The sequence below is a fragment of the Streptomyces venezuelae genome, from assembly GCF_008642275.1.
Classification (GTDB): Bacteria; Actinomycetota; Actinomycetes; order Streptomycetales; family Streptomycetaceae; genus Streptomyces; species Streptomyces venezuelae_E.
In genome coordinates this window covers 5,805,021-5,826,039 of record NZ_CP029189.1, presented here as the reverse complement: position 1 = coordinate 5,826,039, position 21,019 = coordinate 5,805,021, and the positions used below count along the sequence as shown (strand labels likewise).

Below are 21,019 nucleotides of genomic sequence, written 5' to 3'. Positions count from 1 at the left end.
GGTAACATAGTAATGTGAAATTGCACTGACAAGGGGTGGGGGTCGCCGTTATCCAGCCGTGTCCAAACCGGCGGGCGGCGCGTCGGCGCGACAGCCGCCCCTGCGGGCGGGAACATGCCGGGTGTGATCACCCAGGCCAAGGCCACGCAGCGGAGCAGGAGTTCACAGCCCGGGCGGCCGGGGCAACCCGCACACGGACAGCCCGGACAGCCCGCACACGGGCGGCCGGCACACGGGCGGCCGGAGCCGGGAAGGCGGGACTTCCTCACGACCCTGGGGGCCGCGGCGGCGACCTTCGCGCTCGGGGTCCCGGCGCGGGCCACCGCCCACGCCCGGGACGCCGCCACCGCCGCCGAGTACGTCGACGTCCAGCTCCTCGACATCACCGACCTGCACGGCTATCTGCAGGGCGCACCCGGCAGCAACTCGGTCATCGTCGGCAACGGCGGCCGCAGCTACACCGTCGGCGGCGTCGCGTACATGGCCGCGCACCTCGAACGCCTCCGCGACGGCCACCCGAACTCCCTGTTCTTCACCCCCGGAGACGCCTTCTCCGGCTGGGAGTTCGACGCGGCGGCCTTCGCCGACGAGCCGACGATCGAGGCCCTCAACCGCATGGGGCTCGACTTCGCGACGGCCGGCAACCACGAGTTCGACAAGTCACCGGCCATGCTCCGGCGCCACATGGAGCAGGGCGTCCCGTTCCCGGTCGAGGGCCGCGACACCTCCTTCACCGACTCCTCCGGCCTGCGCTTCCACGGCGCCGACTTCCGCTACTACAGCGCCAACCTGGTCCGGGGCGGGGGCGGCGCGACGGTCCTGCCCCCCTACAACATCGAGCGGGTGCTCACCGCCGACGGCCGCGAGCTGCCCATCGGGTTCATCCACCTCACCGCCGTGGGCAGCGAGCTGTTCCCCGGCTCCTACCAGCCGGGCCTCGCCACCCTCGACGAGGTCGCCACCGCCGACCACTACGCGGCACTGCTCAAGAGCCAGGGCGTGAACGCGATCGTGCTCAGCCTGCACGACGGGGCGGTGGCCGGGACCGACTTCAACAGCGGCGCCGACCCCTCGGGGCCCGCCCTCGACCTCGCGCTGCGGGTCTCCCCCGACATCGACGCGATCGTCACCGGGCACTGGCACACCCGGTTCAACATGATGGTCCCCGACCCGGACGGCGTCCCCCGGCCGTTCGTCGAGGCCGGCTGCTACGGCCAGGTCATCAACGAGATCAACCTGCGGCTCGACCCGCTCACCGGCCGGGTGGTCCGGGAGCTGACGGTGTCCACCAACCACCCCAACACCCGTGACGTCGCCCCTCATCCGGAGCTGCAGGAGGTCGTCACCTACTGGGCGGGGCAGGCGGCGGCGCGCGACCGGACCCCGCTCGGGCGGCAGAGCGGCTCGTTCCTGCGCGCCCGGAACACGGCGGGCGAGAGCACCATGGGGAACCTGGCCGCCGACTGGGCGCTGTGGGCCGGCGGCAGACCCACCGACCCCGAGAACGACGCCAACGTCCACCCCAACGTCCCGGCCCAGCTCGCCGTGGTCGCAGCGGCGCCCCGGGTCGGCCAGGCGGTCGTCGCCGGGGACCTCGTCCTCGACCCGGCCTCGGGCGGCACCATCACCTTCGGCAGTGCCTGGCGGGCCATCGGGTTCGGTGATCCGATCGTCAGCGCGTGGGTGAGCGGGCAGCGGATCCACGACGCGCTGGAGGAGCAGTGGACGACGACGGAGTCCGGCGAGCTGCGCTTCGCTCCCCTCGCCGTCTCCCGGAACGTGCGCTACACCTTCGACGCGCGGGGGCCGGTCGGGGACCGGGTGCACCCCGAGGAGGTCCTCGTCGACGGTGTCCCGCTGGACCTCGGCCGCCGATACCGGCTCGCGGCCCCGTCGTACACGCTCCTCGCGAACGACGGCTATCCGTCCCTCTCCGCGTTCGAGGAGCCGTACCGGCACCAGCGGGACTTCGAGAGCTTCGTGGCGTACGTACGCGAGACGGGGGTGCTCGCTCCGCAGCCCAGGGACCGGGTCACGGCGGCGAACGCGGCCGGCGCGGGGGCCGACGTGGGCGTCGTCGTGGACCCGCCGGTCCTGCTCCTGCCCGACGGGACGCCCGTCCCGCGCCCGGAGGCGGCGATCATCTCGGCGGACCGGCCGCGGGCGGCCCGTGGCGGCGGCCGCCCGCCCTGCTGATCCACCGGCCGCAGCCCGGTGGGGCGGCGGCCGGCTACTGGAGTCCGGAGCCGAGGCCTCCGGGGACGCGGCCGACCGGCTCGTCGCGGCCCTGGGCCCAGAGCGAGCGGACGTGGCCGAGGTGGCGGAGCATGCACTCCTGCGCGGCCTCGGCGTCGCCGCTCAGCATCAGGTCGAGCAGCTCGATGTGCTCCTCCGCGGAGGAGACCAGCTTGCCGGCCTCGTCCAGGCCGGTCAGGCCGTAGAGCCTGGAGCGCTTGCGCAGGTCGCCGACCGTCTCCACCAGCCGGTCGTTGCCCGCGAGGGCCAGCAGGGAGAGGTGGAAGCGGCGGTCGGCCTCCAGGTAGCCGATGAGGTTGTGCTCGCGGGCGCTGGTGACGATCTCCTCGGCGACGGGGCGCAGCGCCTCCAGCTGCTCGGCCGTGGCCGTCTTGGTGATGCGTCCGATGGTCGGTACCTCGATCATCGTGCGCAGTTCGGTGAACTGGTCCAGGTCGCGCTCGCTGACCTCGGTGATGCGGAAGCCCTTGTTGCGGACCGGCTCGACCAGTCCTTCGCGGGCCAGGTCGAGCATGGCCTCGCGGACGGGTGTGGCCGAGACGCCGAGTTCGGCCGCGAGGCCCGGCGCGGAGTAGACGCTCCCGGGGCGCAGCTCGCCCGCTATCAGTGCGGCGCGCAGTGCGTGGCCGACCTGGTCGCGGAGGCGTTCCTGGGCCTTGATGAGACTGTGCTGCTTCAGGTCACCCATAACTCTTCCTCCGAGACCCCCGTACGCCACCGACGAGGAGAGGACCAGCGTACAATGTCACGTTGCGCTGCTCACACTCCTGCGGCCTCGTACAGCGCGACCGCCACGGCGAGATCTTCCCAGGCCATGCCCACGCTCTTGAAGAGCTGTGGACAACTCCGCGGCCCGGATGCCGGGATCCGGCCGCCCACCAGGTCGGCGAGGGTCCCGCTGACATGACCGGGGCCGATGGCCCCCTCGGCCTCCGGGACCAGCAGGTCGCCCGCCTCGCGCAGGGCCGCCGCCCGGGATTCCACGTACACCGCCGCCCGTCGCACAAGGGCGGTGTCCGTCTCCCGGGCCGTCGGCTCGTGCGAGCCGACGGCCACGACGGTGGCGCCGGGCCGGACGAGACGCCCGTCGAAGAGCGGTTCCCGGGCCGTGGTGCAGCAGATCACCAGGTCGGCGTCGGCCACGTCCTCCGGGGTGCCGGTCCGGGCGGCCGGGCCCAGGGTACGGGCGTGGGCGGCGAGCCGCTCCGCCCGCCCGTGGTTCCGCGCGACCACCACCACCTCGGCCAACTCCGCTACCGCCAGGCTTGCTTCCAGATGTCCGTACGCCTGCGGTCCCGTGCCGAAGAGCACCAGGCGCAGCGGCCGCCCGGCGGGCGCCAGGTGGCGCAGCGCGAGGGCGGAGACCGCCGGGGTGCGCAGGGTGGTCAGCGCCGCGCCGTCCAGCAGGGCCAGGGGCCGCAGGGTGGGGCCGTCCAGGAGCAGGTAGGAGCCCGTGATCCGGGGCAGCCCGCGGGCCGGGTTCCCGGGCGCGACCCCGGCGATCTTCACCCCGGCGTACGCGCCCGAGGCGGCCGGCATCAGCAGCAGTTCGCCCCCGCCGGGCACCCCGATCGCGGAGCGCGGCGGGCAGCTCTCCGGGTCGAGGCCGCCGAGCAGGGCGGCGGCCACGGCGTCGGCCGCCGCCGCAGGGGTGAGCAGGGCGGCCATCCGCCCCGCGCCGAGCTGGGGGATGCCCGTCACAGGAGGAATCCGCTGCCGAGTGCGTCGTACGGGTCCACCACGAAGGCGTGTTCGCCGGTGCGGTGGGCGGTGCCCGTGACCTCGGTGACCCCGCCGTCCAGCATCCGCCCGGTGAACACCGTGCCCGTGACCGACTCGTGCAGCAGGTCCTCGCCCGGGCCGAGCCTCCCGTCCTCGGCGAGCAGCGCGAGCCGTGCCGAGGTGCCGGAGCCGCAGGGCGAGCGGTCGATCTGCCCGTCGGCGAAGACGGTGACGTTGCGCTGGTGCGGCCCGAAGGGGGTGTCGGGCAGCTCCTCGTGGAGGATCACCCCGTAGACCCCGGAGAGCAGCGGGCCGTCCGGGTGCCAGGTGGCGGGGTGGGTGGCCAGCGCCGCCCGGACCTCCTGCCCGGCCCGCACCAGGGCGGGCAGCGCCGCCCGGGAGACGTCCAGGCCGAGGTCGCGCGCGCGGACGGTGGCGTAACAGGCCCCGGCGTGCGCGATGTCCACCTCGGCGAGCCCGAACGAGGTGGCGACGGGCACCTTGCGCGCACCCACCACCGCCGGGACGTTGCGGAAGGTGACCCCGGTGGTGCGGCCCCCGGCCCGGTGGACGGTGGCGGTGACCCGCCCGGACGGTACGTCGATGCGCACCGGGGCGTCCCCGTCGGCCGGGGCGGCGACCCGGCCGGTGTCCACGGCCCAGACCCCGAGGGCCATGGCGCCGTGGCCGCAGGCGGTGGAGTAGCCGTCCTTGTGCCAGAACAGCACGCCGAAGTGGGCCCCGTCGTCGTCGGCGGGGACCACGAACCCCCCGTACATCCCGGCGTGTCCGCGCGGCTCCTGAACGAGCAGGCGCCGTACGTCGTCCAGCTCGCCCCGGCGCGGGGCGGTCCCGGAGCCTCCCGGGCCGATGACGGTGGCGCAGCGCTCGGCGACGGTGTCCCCGGGGACCGGTGGCATCCCTTCGAGGGCGCAGTCGGCGATCCGGAAGGGCTCGCCGGCGGTGTGGTAGTCCACCGTGCGGACGGTCGTCACAGCAGGAACCCTCCGGGGAAGGGGTCGGTCGGGTCGAGGAAGTACTGGGCGGTGCCGGTGATCCAGGCCCGGCCGGTGACGGTGGGGACGACCGCCGGGAGCCCGCCGACGGTGGTCTCGCCGACCAGCCGGCCGGTGAACTCCGTCCCGATGAAGGACTCGTTGACGAAGTCCGCGCCGAGCTCCAGGAGGCCACGGGCGTGCAGCTGGGCCATCCGCGCGCTGGTCCCCGTACCGCAGGGCGAGCGGTCGAACCAGCCGGGGTGGATGGCCATGGCGTGCCGGGAGCGGTGGGCGTCCGAGCCGGGGGCGGCGAGGTAGACGTGCTTGACCCCGGCGATGGAGGGGTTCTCGGGGTGGACGGGCCGGTCCGGGCCGGCGTTGATCGCGTCCATGACGGCCAGCCCGGCGGCGATCAGCTCGTCCCCCCGGGCGCGGTCGAAGGGCAGTCCCAGGGCGTCGAGTTCGACGAAGGCGTAGAAGTTGCCGCCGTAGGCCAGGTCGTAGGTGACCGTGCCGTGGCCCGGGACCTCGGTCTTGAGGTCGAGGCCGACGCCGAAGGAGGGCACGTTGGTGAGGGTGACGGCGGTGGCCGCCCCGTCCTCGACCCGGACGTCGACGCTCACCAGTCCGGCCGGGGTGTCGAGCCGGACGGTGGTGACCGGCTCGACGACCGCCACCATGCCGGTCTCGACGAGGACGGTGGCGACCCCGATGGTGCCGTGCCCGCACATGGGGAGCACGCCCGACACCTCGATGTAGAGGACGCCGTAATCGGCGTCCGGGCGGGTCGGGGGCTGCAGGATGACGCCGCTCATCGCGGAGTGCCCGCGCGGCTCGTACATGAGCAGGGTCCGGACGTGGTCCATGTGCTCGATGAAGTGGAGCCGCTTCTCGGCCATGGTGGCGCCGGGGATCACCCCGACTCCCCCGGTGATGACCCGGGTCGGCATGCCCTCGGTGTGCGAGTCCACCGCGTGGTAGACGTGACGCGTACGCATGTGCGGTCCCCCGGAGTACTAGTTGAGGCCCTCGGCGAGGGCCTTCTCGGTGGCGGCGCGGACGGCGGCCTCGGTCTCGCCGGTGAGCGGGAACCGCGGCGGGCGGGTGGCGCCGCCGGGGCGCCCGGCCAGGTCCATGGAGAGCTTGATGGCCTGGACGAACTCGGTCTTGGAGTCCCAGCGCAGGAGCGGGTGCAGGGACTTGTAGAGCGGCAGGGCGGTCTCCAGGTCCCCGGCGACCGCGGCCCGGTAGAGGGTGGCGCAGGACTTCGGCAGCGCGTTGGGGTAGCCGGCGATCCAGCCGACGGCGCCCGCGAGGGCGAGTTCGAGGAGGACGTCGTCGGCGCCGATGAGCAGGTCGAGGCCGGGGGCGAGTTCGGCGATCTCGTAGGCCCGGCGCACGTCCCCGCTGAACTCCTTGACGGCGACGATGGATCCGTCGGCGTACAGCCGGGCGAGCAGGTCCGGGGTCAGGTCCACCTTGGTGTCGATGGGGTTGTTGTACGCGACGACGGGCAGCCCGGCGCGGGCGACCTCGGCGTAGTGGGCGCGTACGGCGTCCTCGTCGGCCCGGAAGGCGTTGGGGGGCAGCAGGAGCACGGAGCCGGCTCCGGCCTCGGCGGCCTGCTCGGCCCAGCGGCGGGCCTCGGCGCTGCCGTAGGCGGCGACGCCGGGCATCACGCGGTCGCCGTCGCCCGCCGCCTCGACCGCGGTTCGCACGACGCGTGCCCGCTCCTCGTCGGTGAGGGTCTGGTACTCCCCGAGGGAGCCGTTGGGGACCACGCCGTCGCAGCCGTTCTCGATCAGCCAGGCCACGTGCTCGGCGTACGCGTCGTGGTCGACGCCGAGGTCCTCGCGCAGCGGGAGCGCGGTGGCGACCATGATTCCGTGCCAGGGGCGGGTGCGGGGCGCGGGGGTGTGCGCGTGGGTCATGTGAGAGCTCCCTAGTGTGGTGTGTGACATTTTACTAGCGGGTGCGGGGCGGCCACAAGGGCCGCGGCGCCCCGATCAGTGCTCGGCGGGCGGAAGTTCGGCGAGGTGGCGCAGCGGAACCGGACAGGACAGCGGCCGCCGGTCGGGGGCGGGCTCCTCCCCGGCCAGGGCCGCGACGGCCGGGCCGCACATCCGGCCCTGGCACCAGCCCATGCCGGCGCGGGTGAGGAGCTTGACCGTACGGGCGTCCCGCGCGCCGAGCTCCCCGGCGGCTTCCCGGATCCGCCCGGCCGGTACCTCCTCGCACCGGCAGACGACGGCGTCGTCCCGGAGCCAGCCGGTCCAGCCCCCGCCGGGGCGGTGGGCGGCGGCCATCGCCCCGGCGAAGGCGCGCAGCCGGGCGCGGCGGCGGACGAGCCGGGCCGGGGGCAGCGCCCCCGCGACGGAGTGCGCGGCCAGCTCCCCCTCGGCCATGGCCAGTTGGGCACCGCCGATGCCGCCGGTCTCGCCCGCCGACCAGATGCCGGGGACGGAGGTCCGCTGCTCGGCGTCGAGGACGAGCGCGACGGTGCCGTCGGGGGACGGACGGGTCTCGCACCCGAGGCCGGTGGCGAGTTCCAGCTGGGGCACCAGCCCGTGCCCGACGGCGAGGGCGTCGCAGGGGATCCGGCGGGCGGTGCCGGGCAGCGGCCGCCAGTCGCGGTCGAGCCGGGCCACGGTGACGGCCTCGACCCGGTCGGTGCCGTGCGCCTCGGTGACGGCGTGCCGGGTGAGGAGCCGGACCCGGTGGCGGGCCAGCGCCCCGCCGTAGCCGGCGGCCTCGACGATCTTGCCGGGGTTGCGCAGCAGGGCGGGGACCTGGCCCGTGTACGCGGTGTAGGCGGCGGCCTCCACCACGGCGGGCACGGTGGCTCCGGCAGCGGCGAGCGACCCGGCCACGGCCAGCAGCAGCGGCCCGCTTCCGGCGACGACGACCCGCTTGCCCGGCAGGACCAGCCCGCCCTTGAGCATGGCCTGCGCCCCACCGGCCCCGACCACTCCCGGCAGGGTCCAGCCGGGGAAGGGGAGTTGGCGCTCGTAGGCTCCGGTGGCGATGAGCACGGCCCGCGCCGTGACGACGGCGGGCCGCTCCTCGGGGGCGTGGCCGGCGACGGCGTGCAGCGTCCAGGCGCCCTCGTGCGGGAGCACCGACCAGACGTGGTGGCCCGTGAGGCAGGCGATCCGGCCGGCCGACTCGTGGGCGCGCAGGGCGGCTTCACGGGCGGCGAACTGCGGCCAGCCGTGGTGGAGCGCCTCGGGGCGGGCCGCTCCCAGCCCGGGGGCCGGGTGGCGGTAGAACTGCCCGCCGGGGCGGTCGCCCGCGTCGAGGAGCGTGACCCGCAGCCCGAGCCCGGCGGCGGTGACGGCCGCGGCCAGCCCGGCCGGCCCGGCCCCGACGACGGCCAGGTCGACCGGGTCCACGGCCGCGGCGGAAGCGGGCGGCCCGTCGGACCCCGGCCTCCCGGCGGCGCCGGCCTGCCCGTAGGGCGCGGGCCCGGCGTGCGCACCCGGCTCCGCGGACGTCGACGGCCCGGAAGCAGCGGCCGGCCCGGCGGCGCCGGACGGCTGCGCGGACCGGGGCCGCTCCGCGGGGCGGGCGGGCTCGGCGGGCTCAGACGGCGAGTTCGGCACGGCCGGTCCCCTCCTGGGTGGTGACGGAGTCCCCCGGCCGGGCCGGGACCAGGCAGGCGCGCTGGTTCGGGGTGCCGTTGACGGTGACGAGGCAGTCGTAGCAGCTGCCGATCCCGCAGAACGCGCCGCGCGGGGCGCCGCCCTCCCGGGTGGTGCGCCAGGCGAGGATGCCGGCGCCCCAGAGCACGGCGGCGACGCTCTGCCCCTCCTGCGCGGGCAGTTCCCGGCCGTCGAAGTCGACCGTGAAGCAGGACGCCGGACTGCCGCCTACGAGTGAGCGGGGGCTGCGCATCAGGGGGTCCTCCTCGAAGTGGTACAGGCGGGCCGGGGACGGTGCGGTGCGCGGGGGGCCTTCCGGCCGGCGCCGGGGTCGGGCCGGCGGCCGCTGCGGATCGCGTGCGACGCGGCGGGCCTCACCGCGGCCCGCCGCCGACGCCCGCCGGGCCCTCTTCGGCGTCTTCCGCGTGCGCCCCGAAGCGGTCCGGGCGGAACGGGTGGACCGGGAGCGGGGGTTCGGTTCCCGTCAGGGCGGCGGCGATCAGCAGCCCCGTGGCGGGGGCCAGGCCGATGCCGGCGCCCTCGTGGCCGCAGGCGTGCAGCAGCCCGGGGCGCCGCGGGTCCGGGCCGATCGCCGGGAGGTGGTCGGGCAGGTAGGGGCGGAAGCCGTGGTAGCTGCGCATCACCCGGACGTCGGCCAGGACGGGGAAGAGCCCCGCCGCCTGGGCGGCCAGTCGGCGCAGGGCCTCCGTGGACAGGCTCCGGTCGAAGCCGACCCGCTCCCGGGTGGCGCCGATCAGGACCGGGCCGGACGGGGTGCCCTCGACGACCGCCGAGGACTGCAGGGCGGCGGAGCCGCTGGCGACGTCCGCGATGTAGTCGGCGGCGTAGACCTTGTGCCGGACCACCCTGGGCAGCGGTTCGGTCACCAGGACGAAGCCGCGGCGCGGGAGGACGGGCAGGGTGACCCCGGCCAGCGAGGCGATGCGGCCGCCCCAGGTGCCGGCCGCGTTCACCACGGCCGGGGCGAGGAGTTCACGGCGCGGCGTGCGCACCCCGCGTACGGCGCCCCGGTCCAGCAGGATCTCCGTCACCTCCTCACCGAGGTACGTCTCGGCTCCCGAGGCGGCCAGGAGCCGGGCCGCCGCCTGGGCGGGCTGGACCTGGGCGTCCTGCGGGTAGTGGAAGCCGCCCGCCAGGCCCGGGGCCAGATGCGGCTCCAGGTCGCGCAGGGCGTCGGCCGCCACCTCGGCCGTGTCGACGCCCGCCGCGCGCTGGCCCTCCGCGAAGTGCCGCAGGGCCTTGACGGTCCGCTCGTCAGGGGCGACGACGAGCCCGCCCTTGGGCTCGTACTCGATCTCCCGCGGGAGGACCGCGGCGAGTTCGGTCCACAGGCGGGTGGACAGCAGGGCGAGGTCGAGTTCGGGTCCGGCCTCCTTGTCGGAGACGAGCAGATTGCCTTCGCCGGCACCGGTGGTGCCGCCCGCGACGGGTCCCCGGTCCACCACGGCCACGGAGAGTCCGGCGCGGGCCGCGTAGTAGGCGCAGGCCGCCCCGACGACGCCTGCGCCGATGATCACGGCGTCCAGGGAGTGTCTCTTGAGCACGACAGTAATATGTCACATTCTTTAGAAGCTGCCCAGATGCCCGGCCCGGTCCCGCACCCCCCTCGGATGCGGGACGGACGGGCGCCGGGCAGGTACCGGTCAGATGCCGGCGCCGGACAGGTACCGGTGCGGTCAGATGCCGGCGCCGGGCAGTACCGGTCAGCTGCGGAGGGGCCCCTCACAGCTGTAACCGGAGGTGCCCGCCACCTTGTTGCTCCAGATCTCCACCGGCCCGAAGGAACAGTTCATGTCGGCGAGGTTGTTGGAGGCCGCCCCCGCCCGGTCGAGGATGAAGTAGTCGACCGTCTCCGACATGTCCTTGAAGTTCTGGTCGTCGTTGCGCCAGTTCTTCAGGTTCGCGGTGATCCGCCCGGTACAGGTGAAGCGGCGCTTGCCCGGGTCGCCGTTCTCCACGCAGTCCGGGGTGTTGTACGTGGCCGCGGCGAAGGAGGACTTCACCGAGGCGAGCGCCGCGTCCCGCAGCCGGTCGTTCGGGGTGAAGGAGGTGTTCGGCACGTAGAGCTGGTCGACCTTGGCGATCTGCGCGTCCAGGAAGCGGTCGTAGTCGCGCTGGAGGTAGGTGTCCGTGCCCATCCGGTAGCGCCAGGCGTCGTACGCCGCCACGTCGTCGTTCCGCAGGTGCGTGTACATCTCGCGCAGCAGCGTGGGCTTCTCGGTCCACAGGAACTCGAAGAAGGTGCCCGCGTAGCTGTAGAAGCGGAAGCCGTCGCCGTCGTAGGTGGCGTTCAGCAGCTGCTCGACGCTCATGCGCGGGCCGCCGCCGGCCGTGTCGCCGATGATGCTCTTGACGAGGGACTTGCGGACGGCGATGCCGTTGTCGCGGGTGGCGCCGTCGAAGAACTCGGCCGTTCCCTCGTCCATGGCGGTCGTCCGGTCGCTCTCGTACCAGGGGCCCTGGCCGAAGAAGCCGGGGACGGCGAAGCGGCCGTTGAGGTAGTGCGTGTACTCGTGGCGGAAGAGCTCCTCAAGGGTGAGGGAGGAGTCCTGCGGGACGCGGCGCTGGTAGGTGTAGAAGGTGGCGCCGTTCTCGATGTAGATGCCGCCGTTGTTGGTGCCGTAGCCGGTCAGGATCGGGTGGTAGTTCACGTAGTCCGCGCGGGAGGCGTAGAGCACGATGTTCAGCGTGGAGTTGGGGTCGCCCGCGAGCGGCTGGTCGGTGCCGAGCACGCGGTGGTACTGGGCCTTCACCTGCTTGCTCGCGTAGTACAGCTGGTCGACGGTGGCGCGGTCCAGGGCGGTGCGGACCTTGATGGCGCCGTTGTCGTAGGAGTAGGTGTAGGGGAACAGCTGCTTCTCGATGTCCTCCTTGCACACCCCGTACGGCTTGCAGGCCTCGTAGAAGTTGAGCCAGGAGACGATCTTGGCCCACGGCTCGCTGCCGGCGCCGAAGGCGGCCTTGACGGGCTCCAGCATCGCGCCGAGGTCGGCGACGACCCGGTCCCGCAGGCCCTCGACCTGGCCGAAGCGGGCGTACTCGCTCAGCGCGTCGCGCACCACCCAGGCGTTGCCGGTGTCCTTGAGGTGCGTGTAGGTGGAGAAGGCCTTGAAGGCGTCGCGGTAGGAGGCGTCGGCGGCCACCGCGGAGTGGAAGACGGCGTCCTGGTTGCCGGGATAGACGCCCAGGTAGGTGACGGAGAGGGCGGCCAGCGCGGCGCCCGCCCAGCCGGCGTCGAGGTGGGTGGCCGGGTGCGCCGGGTCCATGGTGGCCAGGACCTTCTTGATGAGGCCGAGCTGGTGCTGGCGCAGGCCGGGCGCGCTGCCGGCGTAGAGGGCCTCGCGCAGGGTGCGGGCGTTGGAGGGAGTCACGTCGAAGGTGCGGGCGGCGGCGCCGAAGTCGGCGATGGCGCGGCGCATGGCGTCGACGGTGGGGGCGTCGGTGACGTCGATCTCGGAGCGCGAGTAGTCGTGGTAGGCCACCGCGTGCAGGTAGGTGAACATCTCCTCCAGGTGGGAGGAGTTACGGCCGTCGTGGGCGGCGGCCAGGCCGGATATCCGCCGGGAGACGGCCTGTACGTGCGCGTCCGACATGACGGGGGCCAGGCGGGCGTCCCAGGTCCAGATGAGACCGCGCAGACATCCGTCCGCGAGGACGGCCTGGTCGGCGAGAAAGTCGGCGAACTGCTCCGGGGTGAGACCGGTGATCCCGTCGAGGGTGCAGGGGACGCCTGCGGCGACGCTCTTCGCGGTGGGGGCCGCCTCGACCGCCTTGCCGCGCTTCTGCAGGTCGTCGGCGGGCTGGGCGGCGGCCGTGGCGGCCCCGGGGACCTGCCCGGCGATGTTCTGCCCGCCGGGGGCCGGGGCCGGGGCGGGCGTGCTGTCCTTCGCGTCGGCCAGGCGGTCGACCTCGTCGAACGGGTTCCCCGTGGGGCCGGGGGCGGGAACGGCTCGTGCACCGGCGAAGGCGGCGGGGGCCTTGGACTCGGCGGCCTGCGTGGCGGCCTGCCCCGCGGTGGCGAGGAGGGTGACGGCCACGGCGGAGGCGAGGAGGGAAGAGCGCACAGCTCTGTGCTTGAGCACCGAGAACTCCTGATCGGAGAAGGGGAGGTGGGGGGTGGTGCGTGAACTGCCCTGCGTCACACGGCGTTTGACGGGGGTTAACGTGCCGCGATGTGAGCTGTAACATAGTAATGTGAAATTGCACTGACAAGACCTGTGCGCCCACCAGTTCGCATCTTTCCTGAGGGAGTCCTCGTGACCGACGCGTCCGCCCGCCTCAACACGGGCAGTCACGACCGCCCGGTATCCCCGGAGTTGTCCCGGTACATGGCGGGCAACTGGGCCGCGACCCCGCTGCCGGACTCCGACCGGGTCCCCGGCCACGACGTCACCCCGGCCCGCCGGGCCCGGCTCTCGGCCCGCTTCCCGGGCGAGCGGCTGATCGTCCCGGCCGGGGAACTGAAGGTCCGCTCCAACGACTGCGACCACCGCTTCCGCCCGCACAGCGCGTACGCCTGGCTGACCGGCCTCACCGGCGAGGACCAGGCGGGCCACGTCCTGGTCATGGAACCGTCGGGCCCGCACGCCCACGAGGCCGTGCTGTACCTGCGGCCGCGCTCGCCGCGGGCGGACGGCGACGGGGAGTTCTACCGCGACCGCCGGTACGGGGAGTTCTGGGTGGGCCGCCGGCCGGACCTCGCGGAGGCCGAACGCCTCACCGGCATCCGCTGCGCCCACCTGGACACCCTCGGCTCACCGGCCGGCCGCAGCGCGGCCTCCGACGCCGAACTCGCCTCCGCCCTCTCCGAGCTGCGCCTGGTGAAGGACGCGTGGGAGGTCGAGCAGCTCCAGCTGGCCGTCGACCACACGGCGGCGGGCTTCGAGGACGTCGTACGGGCCCTGCCGCGCGCGCTGGCGCACCCGCGCGGGGAGCGCTGGATCGAGGGGGTCTTCGGCCTGCGCGCGCGGGCGGAGGGCAACGGCACCGGGTACGAGACGATCGCGGCGTCCGGCGCCCACGCCTGCACCCTGCACTGGATCCGCAACGACGGCCGGCTGAACGGCGGGGAACTGCTGCTCCTGGACGCGGGCGTGGAGACGGACACCCTCTACACCGCGGACATCACCCGCACCCTGCCGCTGTCGGGCCGCTTCTCCCCCGTCCAGCGCCAGGTGTACGAACTGGTCCTGGCCGCACAGGAGGCGGGCATCGCCGCGCTGCGCCCGGGCGCGAGCTTCGGGGACTTCCACCGGGCCGGGATGCGCGTGATCGCGGAGGGCCTGGCCGACTGGGGCGTCCTGAAGGACGCGGAGGGCGACCTGCACCGGCGGTACACGCTGTGCAGCAGCGGCCACATGCTGGGGCTCGACGTGCACGACTGCGCGAAGGCCCGGGCGGAGACCTACCTGGACGGGGTCCTGGAAGAGGGCCAGGTCCTGACGGTGGAACCGGGCCTCTACCTCCAGCCCGATGACGAGACCCTCCCCGCCGAACTGCGGGGCATCGGCGTGCGCATCGAGGACGACCTGGTGATCACGGCGAACGGCGCCCGCCTGATGTCGGGCGCGCTGCCGCGCACGGTGGCCGGGATCGAGGAGTGGATGGGCCGGCTGCTCCGCTAGAACGGGCACCCGGCCATCCCCTGGCCCCCGCAAAGGCCCAGGTGTGCGTCTGCCGGACCTTGCCGGGCCCGCGACGCCCGGCAAGATCCGGAGGAGAGGGCCTAGTTCTCCGGCTCCCAAGCACGGAGCACGTCCCACAGCCCTGCGTCCCCGTCAGCGCGCAAGGAGTCGGACGGGAGACGGTCGTACAGGTGGAGAACCAGCTCACTCGCCGTGCCGTGGATGGAGATGCCTGCTGCGCCCTGGTCCTCGCCGGTCGCGGCGGTGGGCGCGGGGATGCGGGCGGAACGTGCGCCGTCGCCGTCGAGCGTGAGGCGCCAGGAGCGGCCCTCGGTGGCGTGGAAGTCGAAGGCCGTGGGCTTGTGCGGCCAGGCGCTGGACGTCGCGACGCAGGTGAACAGGAACTCCTCGACACCGTCGAGGGCGACCTCGGCCGGCAGCGGCTCCGGGGCGCCCGCGGCGAGCCGGGCGTCGTAGGTGTGCACCGCGCTCTCCTGGACCCGGTGCCGGGCGACCCCGCCGGAGGTCCGCGGCGTCTGCAGGCCGCTCCACCACGCCCAGCAGCCGGCGTCCGGGCCGGCCTCGCGCAGGGTGCTCAGCAGAAGCTCCGTCGACTCGGCCAGCCAGGCCAGCAGGGCCTCACGCTCCCGCGGCACCTCCAGAGCGGCGCGCGCGGCGGCGGCCTCGGCGGGGGGAGCGTCGGCGGGCCCCGCGCCGACTATCGCGGCCCAGAAGCGGTCTCCCCCGCCCAGGTGCTTCACCAGATCGAAGAGCGTCCACTCGGGGCAGGTCGGCACCTGAACGTCGAGGCTGGGCGCGGCGGCCACCGCGGCGCGGAAGGCGGTCGACCGTTCGTCGATCAGGCGCAGCAGGTCGGGGAATTCAAGATTCTTTTCCACTCCGGATGTCTATCACCCTGCTCCGGTGATCGGACAGCGAGTTTCACGGCCGCCGCGGGCCGGCCGCCGCGGACGTCGCCCTCGCCACCCCCACGCCTAGGGAAGGACCGCGACGCCGTCCAGTTCGACCAGGGCCTCCTCGTCCCAGAGACGGACCACGCCGATGACAGCCATCGCCGGATAGTCGCGGCCCGCCAACCGCCGCCAGATGCGGCCCAGTTCGGCCGCGTGCGTCCGGTACGCCGACACGTCCACCGCGTACACCGTCACCCGGGCCAGGTCCGCAGGGGTGCCACCCGCCTCGGCGAGGGCCGTCAACAGGTTGGCCAGGGCGACCTCGAACTGCTCCGGCAGGCTCTCCCCCACCACCTTGCCCGCTCCGTCCAGCGCGGTCTGGCCCGCCAGGAACACCAGTCGGGTGCCCGTCGCCGCGACCGCGTGCGAGAAACCCGTCGCGGGCGACAGCTCCGCCGGGTTGATCCGGTCCAGGCTCATCGCGCCGTCACCCCCGCCGCGCCCGCCACGCCCGCCGCGCCCGGAACGCCCGCCACGCCCGCGTACAGCTCCTTCGCGATGATCGTGCGCTGCACCTCGCTCGCCCCCTCGTAGATCCGCGGCGCCCGCACCTCCCTGTAGAGGTGTTCGAGGAGGTGGCCGCGCCGGAGGGCGACCGCGCCGTGCAGCTGGACCGCGTGGTCGACCACGTACTGGGCCGTCTCCGTGGCCAGCAGCTTCGCCATCGCCGCCCGGCGCGGGACGTCCCCGGCGCCCCGGTCGTATGCGCCCGCCGCCGCGTACACCAGCAGCCGGGCCGCCTCCGTGCGGGTCGCCATCTCGGCCACCCGGTGCGCCACCGCCTGGAGGTCGCTGAGGGTTCCGCCGAACGCCGCCCGGTCCGCCGTGTACGCGAGGGTCGCGTCCAGCGCGGCCCGGGCCATGCCCACCGCGAAGGCACCGACGCTCGGCCGGAAGAGGTTCAGGGTGTCCATCGCGACACGGAAGCCCCGCCCTGGCTCGCCCAGCAGGTCCCGCGGTCCGACCGGCACGCCGTCGAAGGCGAGGGAGCCGATGGGGTGCGGGGAGAGCATGTCCAGGGCCGCGCCGGAGAGTCCGGGACGGTCGGCCGGGACCAGGAAGGCCGAGACCCCCTTCGCCCCCGGCCCTTCGCCCGTTCGGGCGAACACGGTGTAGAAATCCGCCTCGGGGGCGTTGGAGATCCAGCACTTCTCACCGCTGAGCCGCCAGCCGGCCCCGGTGGTGGGATCGGCGGTGGGGTCGGCCGTCGCCGCCAGCGCGAGCGCCGCCGCGTCCGACCCCGCCCCCGGCTCGCTCAGCGCGAAGGCCGCCACCGCCCGCCCCGCACGCACCTGCGGCAGCCAGCGCTCCCGCTGCTCCTCGCTGCCCGCCCGCAGGACCGGGTACGCCCCCAGCCCCTGCAGGGCGAGCGCCGTCTCGGCCTCGGTGCAACCGTAGGCGAGGGACTCCCGCAGCAGGCAGAGTTCCAGCGCGCCCGAGGCGAACACCCGTTCCAGCAGGCCCAGCTCCCCCAGCGCCGCCAGCAGCGGCCGGTTGACCCTCCCCGGTTCCCCCTTCTCGGCCAGTGGCCGCAGCCGCTCCACCGCCAGTGCGCGCAACTGCCCGCACCACTCCTCCTGGTCCACCCCGAGCGCGAATCCGGTCATCCGAACATCCCCGCATCTATCGCGTCCTGTTGACTGCCGTCACCATCACGATACGCTCCTGGAAGGACCTTCCGGCCGTGGCCGGGAGAACACCGCACGGCCGGCTCCATCCCACCCCGGACCGCTGCAAGGGGGGGCGACCCGCCTTGGACCTCAAGCCTTCCGCTCACACCGACACCTTCGCCCGCGACCATCTGCCACCCGCGGACACGTGGCCGGAGCTCCTCTTCGATCTGCCCGAACTGGCCTACCCGGACCGCCTGAACTGCGGGGCCGAGCTGCTGGACGCCACCATCGACCGGTTCGGTCCGGCGGGCGCCGACCGCCCGGCCTTCCGCAGCGGGTCGGGTGAGGTGTGGACGTACGGCGGGCTGCGCGAGCGGGTGGACCGCCTGGCGCACACCCTCACCGCCGACCTCGGCGTGGTCCCCGGCAACCGGGTGCTCCTGCGCGGGCCCACCGGCCCCTGGCTCGCCGCCTGCTGGCTCGCGGTGATGAAGGCGGGCGCGGTGGCCGTCACCGTACTGCCCCAGCAGCGCGCGCAGGAGCTGGCCACGGTGTGCGCGATGGCCCGGGTGGGGCACGCCCTGTGCCATGCGGACGTGCTGGACGACCTGGTCAAGGCGGAGGTGCCGGGGCTGCGGATCACCGCGTACGGGGGCACCGCCCCGGACGACCTGCTCCGGCTGGCCGAGAGACATCCCGACCCCTTCCCGGCAGCCCCGACCTCCGCGGACGACGTCGCCCTGATCGCCTTCACCTCGGGGACCACCGGCCGGCCCAAGGGCTGCATGCACTTCCACCGCGACCTGCTAGCCGTCGCCGACACCTTCTCCCGGAACGTGCTGCGGCCCCGCCCGGACGACGTCTTCGCGGGCAGCCCGCCGCTCGGCTTCACCTTCGGCCTCGGCGGACTGGTCGTCTTCCCGCTGCGGGCCGGGGCGTCGGCGCTGCTGCTGGAGGAGGCGGTGCCGCGCCGGCTGCTGCCCGCGCTCGCGGAACACCGGGTGACGGTGCTGTTCACCGCGCCCACCGCCTACCGGACGATGCTGGACGCGCTGGGCCCGTACGACGTGGGCATGTACGACCTGTCGGCGCTGCGCCGGTGCGTCTCGGCCGGGGAGAACCTGCCCGCGGCCACCTGGCGGGCCTGGTACGAACGCACCGGCCTGCGCATCATCAACGGCATCGGGGCGACCGAGCTGCTGCACATCTTCATCTCCGCCGCCGACGAGGACATCCGGCCCGGTTCGACGGGCCGGGTGGTCCCGGGCTGGGAGGCCCGGGTGGTGGACCGGGCCGGCCGTCCGCTCCCGGACGGCGAGCCGGGCCTGCTGGCCGTGCGCGGCCCGGTGGGCTGCCGATATCTGGCCGATCCCCGGCAGGCGGAGTACGTACAGAACGGGTGGAACCTGACCGGTGACACCTACGTGCGCGATCCGGAGGGCTACTTCCGCTACGTCGCCCGGGCCGACGACATGATCGTCTCGGCCGGCTACAACATCGCGGGCCCCGAGGTGGAGGAGGCCCTGCTTCGCCACCCGGACGTGGTGGAGGCTGCGGTGGTGGGCCTCCCGGACGAGCGCCGCGGGCAGGTCGTGGTGGCGTACACCGTGGCCCGTGACGGCGCGGTGCTGACGGAGGAGGTCCTGCGCACCTTCATGCGGGCGGAACTGGCCCCGCACAAGTGTCCGCGCTCCTTCGTCTTCCTCCCCGCCCTCCCCCGTACCGCGACGGGCAAACTGCAGCGCTTCCGGCTGCGCGATCCCGACGCCCGGCAAGGTCCGGAAGGGACGGCTTAGGTCGTCTCTTCCGGACCTTGTCGGCCGAGCCCGCGGCGTCCGGTGCCGTGGCCGGCAAGGCGGAGGGGCGCCCGTGTACTGGACGTACCCGGGCGGCCCCGACAACGCGGCCGGGTGCGGTGCCGGACGCCGCGGGCCCGGCAAGGTCCGGAAGGGACGGCCTAGGTGTTCTGTCCGGGGAGGTTGTGGACGGGTGATGCAGGTCTCGGTTGAGGGATCTTGAAATGGGTGAGGGCCTTCTGGCCTGGTGTGGATTGCGACATCTGCACCGGCGACCAGAAAGGCCCTCGTGCCCCACCGTAATGCACCCCTGACCGAGACCGGACGACTACGCCTGGCCCGTTGTGTGGTCGTGGACGGCTGGCCCCTTCGGCGGGCTGCCGAGCGTTTCCAGGTCTCGCCGACCACCGCCCAGCGGTGGGCTATCCGCTACCGGGCCCTGGGCGAGGCCGGTATGGCCGACCATTCCTCCCGACCGCACCACAGCCCTCGCCGGACCGCGACCCGCACCGAACGCCGGATCATCAAGGTCCGCATCCAGCGGCGGTGGGGTCCGGCCCGCATCGCCCACCTGCTGGGCCTGGCGCCCTCGACCGTGCACCGTGTGCTGGCCCGGTTCGGCCTGGCCCGCCTGACGCATCTGGACCGGGCCACCGGCCGTGTCATACGCCGCTACGAACGTGAGCGTCCGGGCGAACTCGTCCACGTCGACATCAAAAAGCTCGGCAACATCCCCGACGGCGGCGGCCACAAGACCCTCGGCCGGCAGGCCGGCCGCAAAACCAAGACCGGCGTCGGCTACCAGTACATCCACACCGCCGTCGACGACCACTCCCGCCTCGCCTACAGCGAGATCCACGCCGACGAGAAGAAGGAAACCGCCACGGCCTTCTGGAGCAGGGCCCAGGCCTACTACGCCAGTGCCGGAATCACCGTCGAACGGGTCCTGACCGACAACGGCTCCTGCTACAAGTCCCACGCCTGGCGTGACCTGCTGGCAGCGGCCGGGATCGCCCACAAGCGAACCCGGCCCTACCGGCCCCAGACCAACGGCAAGGTCGAACGACTGAACCGGACCCTGCTGGACGAGTGGGCCTACGCCCGCCCCTACCGCTCCGAGCAGGAACGACGCGACGCCTTCCCCCAATGGCTACACACCTACAATCACCACCGCGGACACACCGCGCTCGCAGGCAAACCACCCGCCAGCCGCGTCCCCAACCTCACTGGGCAATACACCTAGGACGTCTCTTCCGGACCTTGCCGGCCGAGCCCGCGGCGTCCGGTGCCGTGGCCGGCAAGGCGGAGGGGCGCCCGTGTACTGGACGTACCCGGGCGGCCCCGACAACGCGGCCGGGTGCGGTGCCGGGCGTCGCGGGCCCGGCAAGGTCCGGAAGAGACGGCCTAGAGTGAACCCGTGGTCGAGCAGCACACTCCGCGATCCCTGATCGTCACGTTCTACGGAGCCTACGGGCGGGCCTTCGAGGGCCCCGTCCCGGTGGCCGCGCTGATCCGCCTGCTGGGCGCGGCCGGCGTGGACGCCCCGTCGGTCCGCTCGTCGGTGTCCCGGCTGAAGCGGCGCGGCTTCCTGCTGCCCGAACGCGCGGCGGACGGCTCGGCTGCGTACGGGCTCTCCGAGGAGGCGCGGCAGCTGCTGGACGACGGCGACCGCCGGATCTACGGCAGCACCCGGCTGTCGGACGAGTGGCTGGTGGCGGTGTTCTCGGTCCCGGAGCAGGAGCGGAACAAACGGCACCTGCTCCGCTCGCGGCTCGCCCGGCTCGGTTTCGGCGCGGTGGCGCCGGGCGTGTGGATCGCCCCGGCCCGGCTGGCCGAGGAGACCGCGCACACCCTGGAGCGCCTGCACCTGACGCCGTACGTGGAACTCTTCCGCGGCGCCCACCTCGGTTTCGCCCCGACCGCCGAGGCGGTGGCCCGCTGGTGGGACCTGGCGGCCCTGGCCAAGCAGCACGAGGAGTTCCTCGACCTCCACGAACCCGTCCTGCGCGCCCTGCGCTCGGGCCCCGGGCCGACTCCGGAGGAGGCCTACCGGGGCTACCTCCTCGCCCTGGACACCTGGCGCCGGCTGCCGTACGCCGACCCGGGCCTGCCGCGGGACCTGCTCCCGGCGGACTGGCCGGGCGACCGGGCGGCGGCCGTCTTCGGTGAACTCCACTCCCGGCTGCGGGACGTCGGGGCCGGGTTCGTGGAACCGCCGGCATAGGCGGTTGCCCGTGCTGCTGCGGCCCGTGCCGGTCCTGCTCGTGCGCGCGGCGGTGGTGCTCGCGTTCTTCGCCACGACGGGGACGCTGGACGGCTGCCCCGGGGACCCGGAGCGGTGCGGCCCGGACGACGTGCCGCCGTGGTGGCCGAA

Annotated in this window: 17 protein-coding genes; 5 read left to right on the top strand and 12 right to left on the bottom strand. The window is 74.0% G+C overall.

Going from position 1 to position 21,019, the window contains the following annotated elements:
- The first annotated feature begins 273 nt into the window (after positions 1 to 273).
- The gene (locus DEJ51_RS25915; RefSeq protein ID WP_223836216.1) at positions 274 to 2,196 is read left to right on the top strand and encodes a bifunctional metallophosphatase/5'-nucleotidase; all 1,923 of its coding nucleotides are present in this window, start codon (positions 274 to 276) and stop codon (positions 2,194 to 2,196) included.
- Positions 2,197 to 2,230: 34 nt separating this feature from the next.
- Here the strand turns inward: DEJ51_RS25915 and DEJ51_RS25910 are convergent, their stop codons facing one another.
- The 9 genes from DEJ51_RS25910 to DEJ51_RS25870 all read right to left on the bottom strand — a co-directional run bounded on the left by DEJ51_RS25910 (position 2,231) and on the right by DEJ51_RS25870 (position 12,720).
- Positions 2,231 to 2,944, bottom strand: coding sequence for a GntR family transcriptional regulator (locus tag DEJ51_RS25910; RefSeq protein WP_150260010.1), 714 nt, complete (start codon positions 2,942 to 2,944; stop codon positions 2,231 to 2,233).
- Positions 2,945 to 3,015: 71 nt separating this feature from the next.
- Positions 3,016 to 3,924, bottom strand: a complete 909-nt coding sequence (locus DEJ51_RS25905) for an ornithine cyclodeaminase family protein (protein WP_150262152.1) — start codon at positions 3,922 to 3,924, stop codon at positions 3,016 to 3,018.
- Between the two features lie 29 nt (positions 3,925 to 3,953).
- A complete protein-coding gene (locus tag DEJ51_RS25900; protein ID WP_223835966.1) occupies positions 3,954 to 4,973 on the bottom strand; it encodes a proline racemase family protein in 1,020 nt (339 codons plus the stop codon).
- Positions 4,970 to 5,974, bottom strand: coding sequence for a proline racemase family protein (locus DEJ51_RS25895; RefSeq protein WP_150260009.1), 1,005 nt, complete (start codon positions 5,972 to 5,974; stop codon positions 4,970 to 4,972). The genes DEJ51_RS25900 and DEJ51_RS25895 overlap by 4 nt, the downstream gene beginning before the upstream one ends.
- A gap of 18 nt (positions 5,975 to 5,992) precedes the next feature.
- Entirely contained in the window at positions 5,993 to 6,907 is a 915-nt protein-coding gene (locus tag DEJ51_RS25890) for a dihydrodipicolinate synthase family protein (RefSeq protein ID WP_150260008.1), read from the bottom strand.
- 75 nt (positions 6,908 to 6,982) lie between these two features.
- The gene (locus tag DEJ51_RS25885) at positions 6,983 to 8,368 is read right to left on the bottom strand and encodes an NAD(P)/FAD-dependent oxidoreductase (protein ID WP_150262150.1); all 1,386 of its coding nucleotides are present in this window, start codon (positions 8,366 to 8,368) and stop codon (positions 6,983 to 6,985) included.
- A 190-nt stretch (positions 8,369 to 8,558) separates the two neighbouring features.
- Positions 8,559 to 8,870: a (2Fe-2S)-binding protein gene (locus DEJ51_RS25880; RefSeq protein WP_150260007.1), complete on the bottom strand. Its 312-nt coding sequence runs from the start codon at positions 8,868 to 8,870 to the stop codon at positions 8,559 to 8,561.
- A 121-nt stretch (positions 8,871 to 8,991) separates the two neighbouring features.
- Positions 8,992 to 10,182 (bottom strand): NAD(P)/FAD-dependent oxidoreductase, encoded by a 1,191-nt coding sequence (locus DEJ51_RS25875; protein WP_150260006.1) that lies wholly within the window; start codon positions 10,180 to 10,182, stop codon positions 8,992 to 8,994.
- A gap of 159 nt (positions 10,183 to 10,341) precedes the next feature.
- Positions 10,342 to 12,720 carry a collagenase gene (locus DEJ51_RS25870; protein ID WP_150260005.1) on the bottom strand — a complete coding sequence of 793 codons (2,379 nt, stop codon included), beginning with the start codon at positions 12,718 to 12,720 and terminating at the stop codon, positions 10,342 to 10,344.
- A gap of 174 nt (positions 12,721 to 12,894) precedes the next feature.
- Between DEJ51_RS25870 and DEJ51_RS25865 the strand changes: the two genes are divergently transcribed.
- Positions 12,895 to 14,262, top strand: coding sequence for an aminopeptidase P family protein (locus DEJ51_RS25865; protein WP_223835965.1), 1,368 nt, complete (start codon positions 12,895 to 12,897; stop codon positions 14,260 to 14,262).
- 101 nt (positions 14,263 to 14,363) lie between these two features.
- On the opposite strand, the gene DEJ51_RS25860 is transcribed toward DEJ51_RS25865, so the two are convergent.
- From DEJ51_RS25860 to DEJ51_RS25850, 3 genes are all read right to left on the bottom strand, one after another.
- On the bottom strand, positions 14,364 to 15,161 hold the full coding sequence (locus DEJ51_RS25860) for a maleylpyruvate isomerase family mycothiol-dependent enzyme (protein ID WP_150260004.1): 798 nt from the start codon (positions 15,159 to 15,161) through the stop codon (positions 14,364 to 14,366).
- Positions 15,162 to 15,257: 96 nt separating this feature from the next.
- Positions 15,258 to 15,656, bottom strand: a complete 399-nt coding sequence (locus DEJ51_RS25855; RefSeq protein WP_150260003.1) for a RidA family protein — start codon at positions 15,654 to 15,656, stop codon at positions 15,258 to 15,260.
- Complete coding sequence (locus DEJ51_RS25850) at positions 15,653 to 16,843, bottom strand: acyl-CoA dehydrogenase family protein (protein ID WP_150260002.1); 1,191 nt, start codon at positions 16,841 to 16,843, stop codon at positions 15,653 to 15,655. Before DEJ51_RS25850 ends, DEJ51_RS25855 begins: the two co-directional genes overlap by 4 nt.
- A 146-nt stretch (positions 16,844 to 16,989) precedes the next feature.
- Here DEJ51_RS25850 and DEJ51_RS25845 point away from each other — a divergent pair, with 146 nt between their 5' ends.
- The 3 genes from DEJ51_RS25845 (at position 16,990) to DEJ51_RS25835 (ending at position 20,869) form a co-directional block, all read left to right on the top strand.
- Positions 16,990 to 18,645 (top strand): AMP-binding protein, encoded by a 1,656-nt coding sequence (locus DEJ51_RS25845; protein WP_150260001.1) that lies wholly within the window; start codon positions 16,990 to 16,992, stop codon positions 18,643 to 18,645.
- A 289-nt stretch (positions 18,646 to 18,934) separates the two neighbouring features.
- Positions 18,935 to 19,888: an IS481 family transposase gene (locus DEJ51_RS25840; RefSeq protein ID WP_150256526.1), complete on the top strand. Its 954-nt coding sequence runs from the start codon at positions 18,935 to 18,937 to the stop codon at positions 19,886 to 19,888.
- 174 nt (positions 19,889 to 20,062) lie between these two features.
- Complete coding sequence (locus tag DEJ51_RS25835; RefSeq protein WP_150260000.1) at positions 20,063 to 20,869, top strand: PaaX family transcriptional regulator C-terminal domain-containing protein; 807 nt, start codon at positions 20,063 to 20,065, stop codon at positions 20,867 to 20,869.
- Positions 20,870 to 21,019: the final 150 nt, after the last annotated feature.

Excerpts from the sequence above, each read along its gene's own strand:
- DEJ51_RS25910 (WP_150260010.1), bottom strand. The coding sequence starts at position 2,944 with ATGGGTGACCTGAAGCAGCACAGTCTCATCAAGGCCCAGGAACGCCTC.
- DEJ51_RS25890 (WP_150260008.1), bottom strand. The coding sequence starts at position 6,907 with ATGACCCACGCGCACACCCCCGCGCCCCGCACCCGCCCCTGGCACGGA.
- DEJ51_RS25895 (WP_150260009.1), bottom strand. The coding sequence starts at position 5,974 with ATGCGTACGCGTCACGTCTACCACGCGGTGGACTCGCACACCGAGGGC.
- DEJ51_RS25880 (WP_150260007.1), bottom strand. The coding sequence starts at position 8,870 with ATGCGCAGCCCCCGCTCACTCGTAGGCGGCAGTCCGGCGTCCTGCTTC.
- DEJ51_RS25905 (WP_150262152.1), bottom strand. The coding sequence starts at position 3,924 with ATGGCCGCCCTGCTCACCCCTGCGGCGGCGGCCGACGCCGTGGCCGCC.
- DEJ51_RS25855 (WP_150260003.1), bottom strand. The coding sequence starts at position 15,656 with ATGAGCCTGGACCGGATCAACCCGGCGGAGCTGTCGCCCGCGACGGGT.
- DEJ51_RS25850 (WP_150260002.1), bottom strand. The coding sequence starts at position 16,843 with ATGACCGGATTCGCGCTCGGGGTGGACCAGGAGGAGTGGTGCGGGCAG.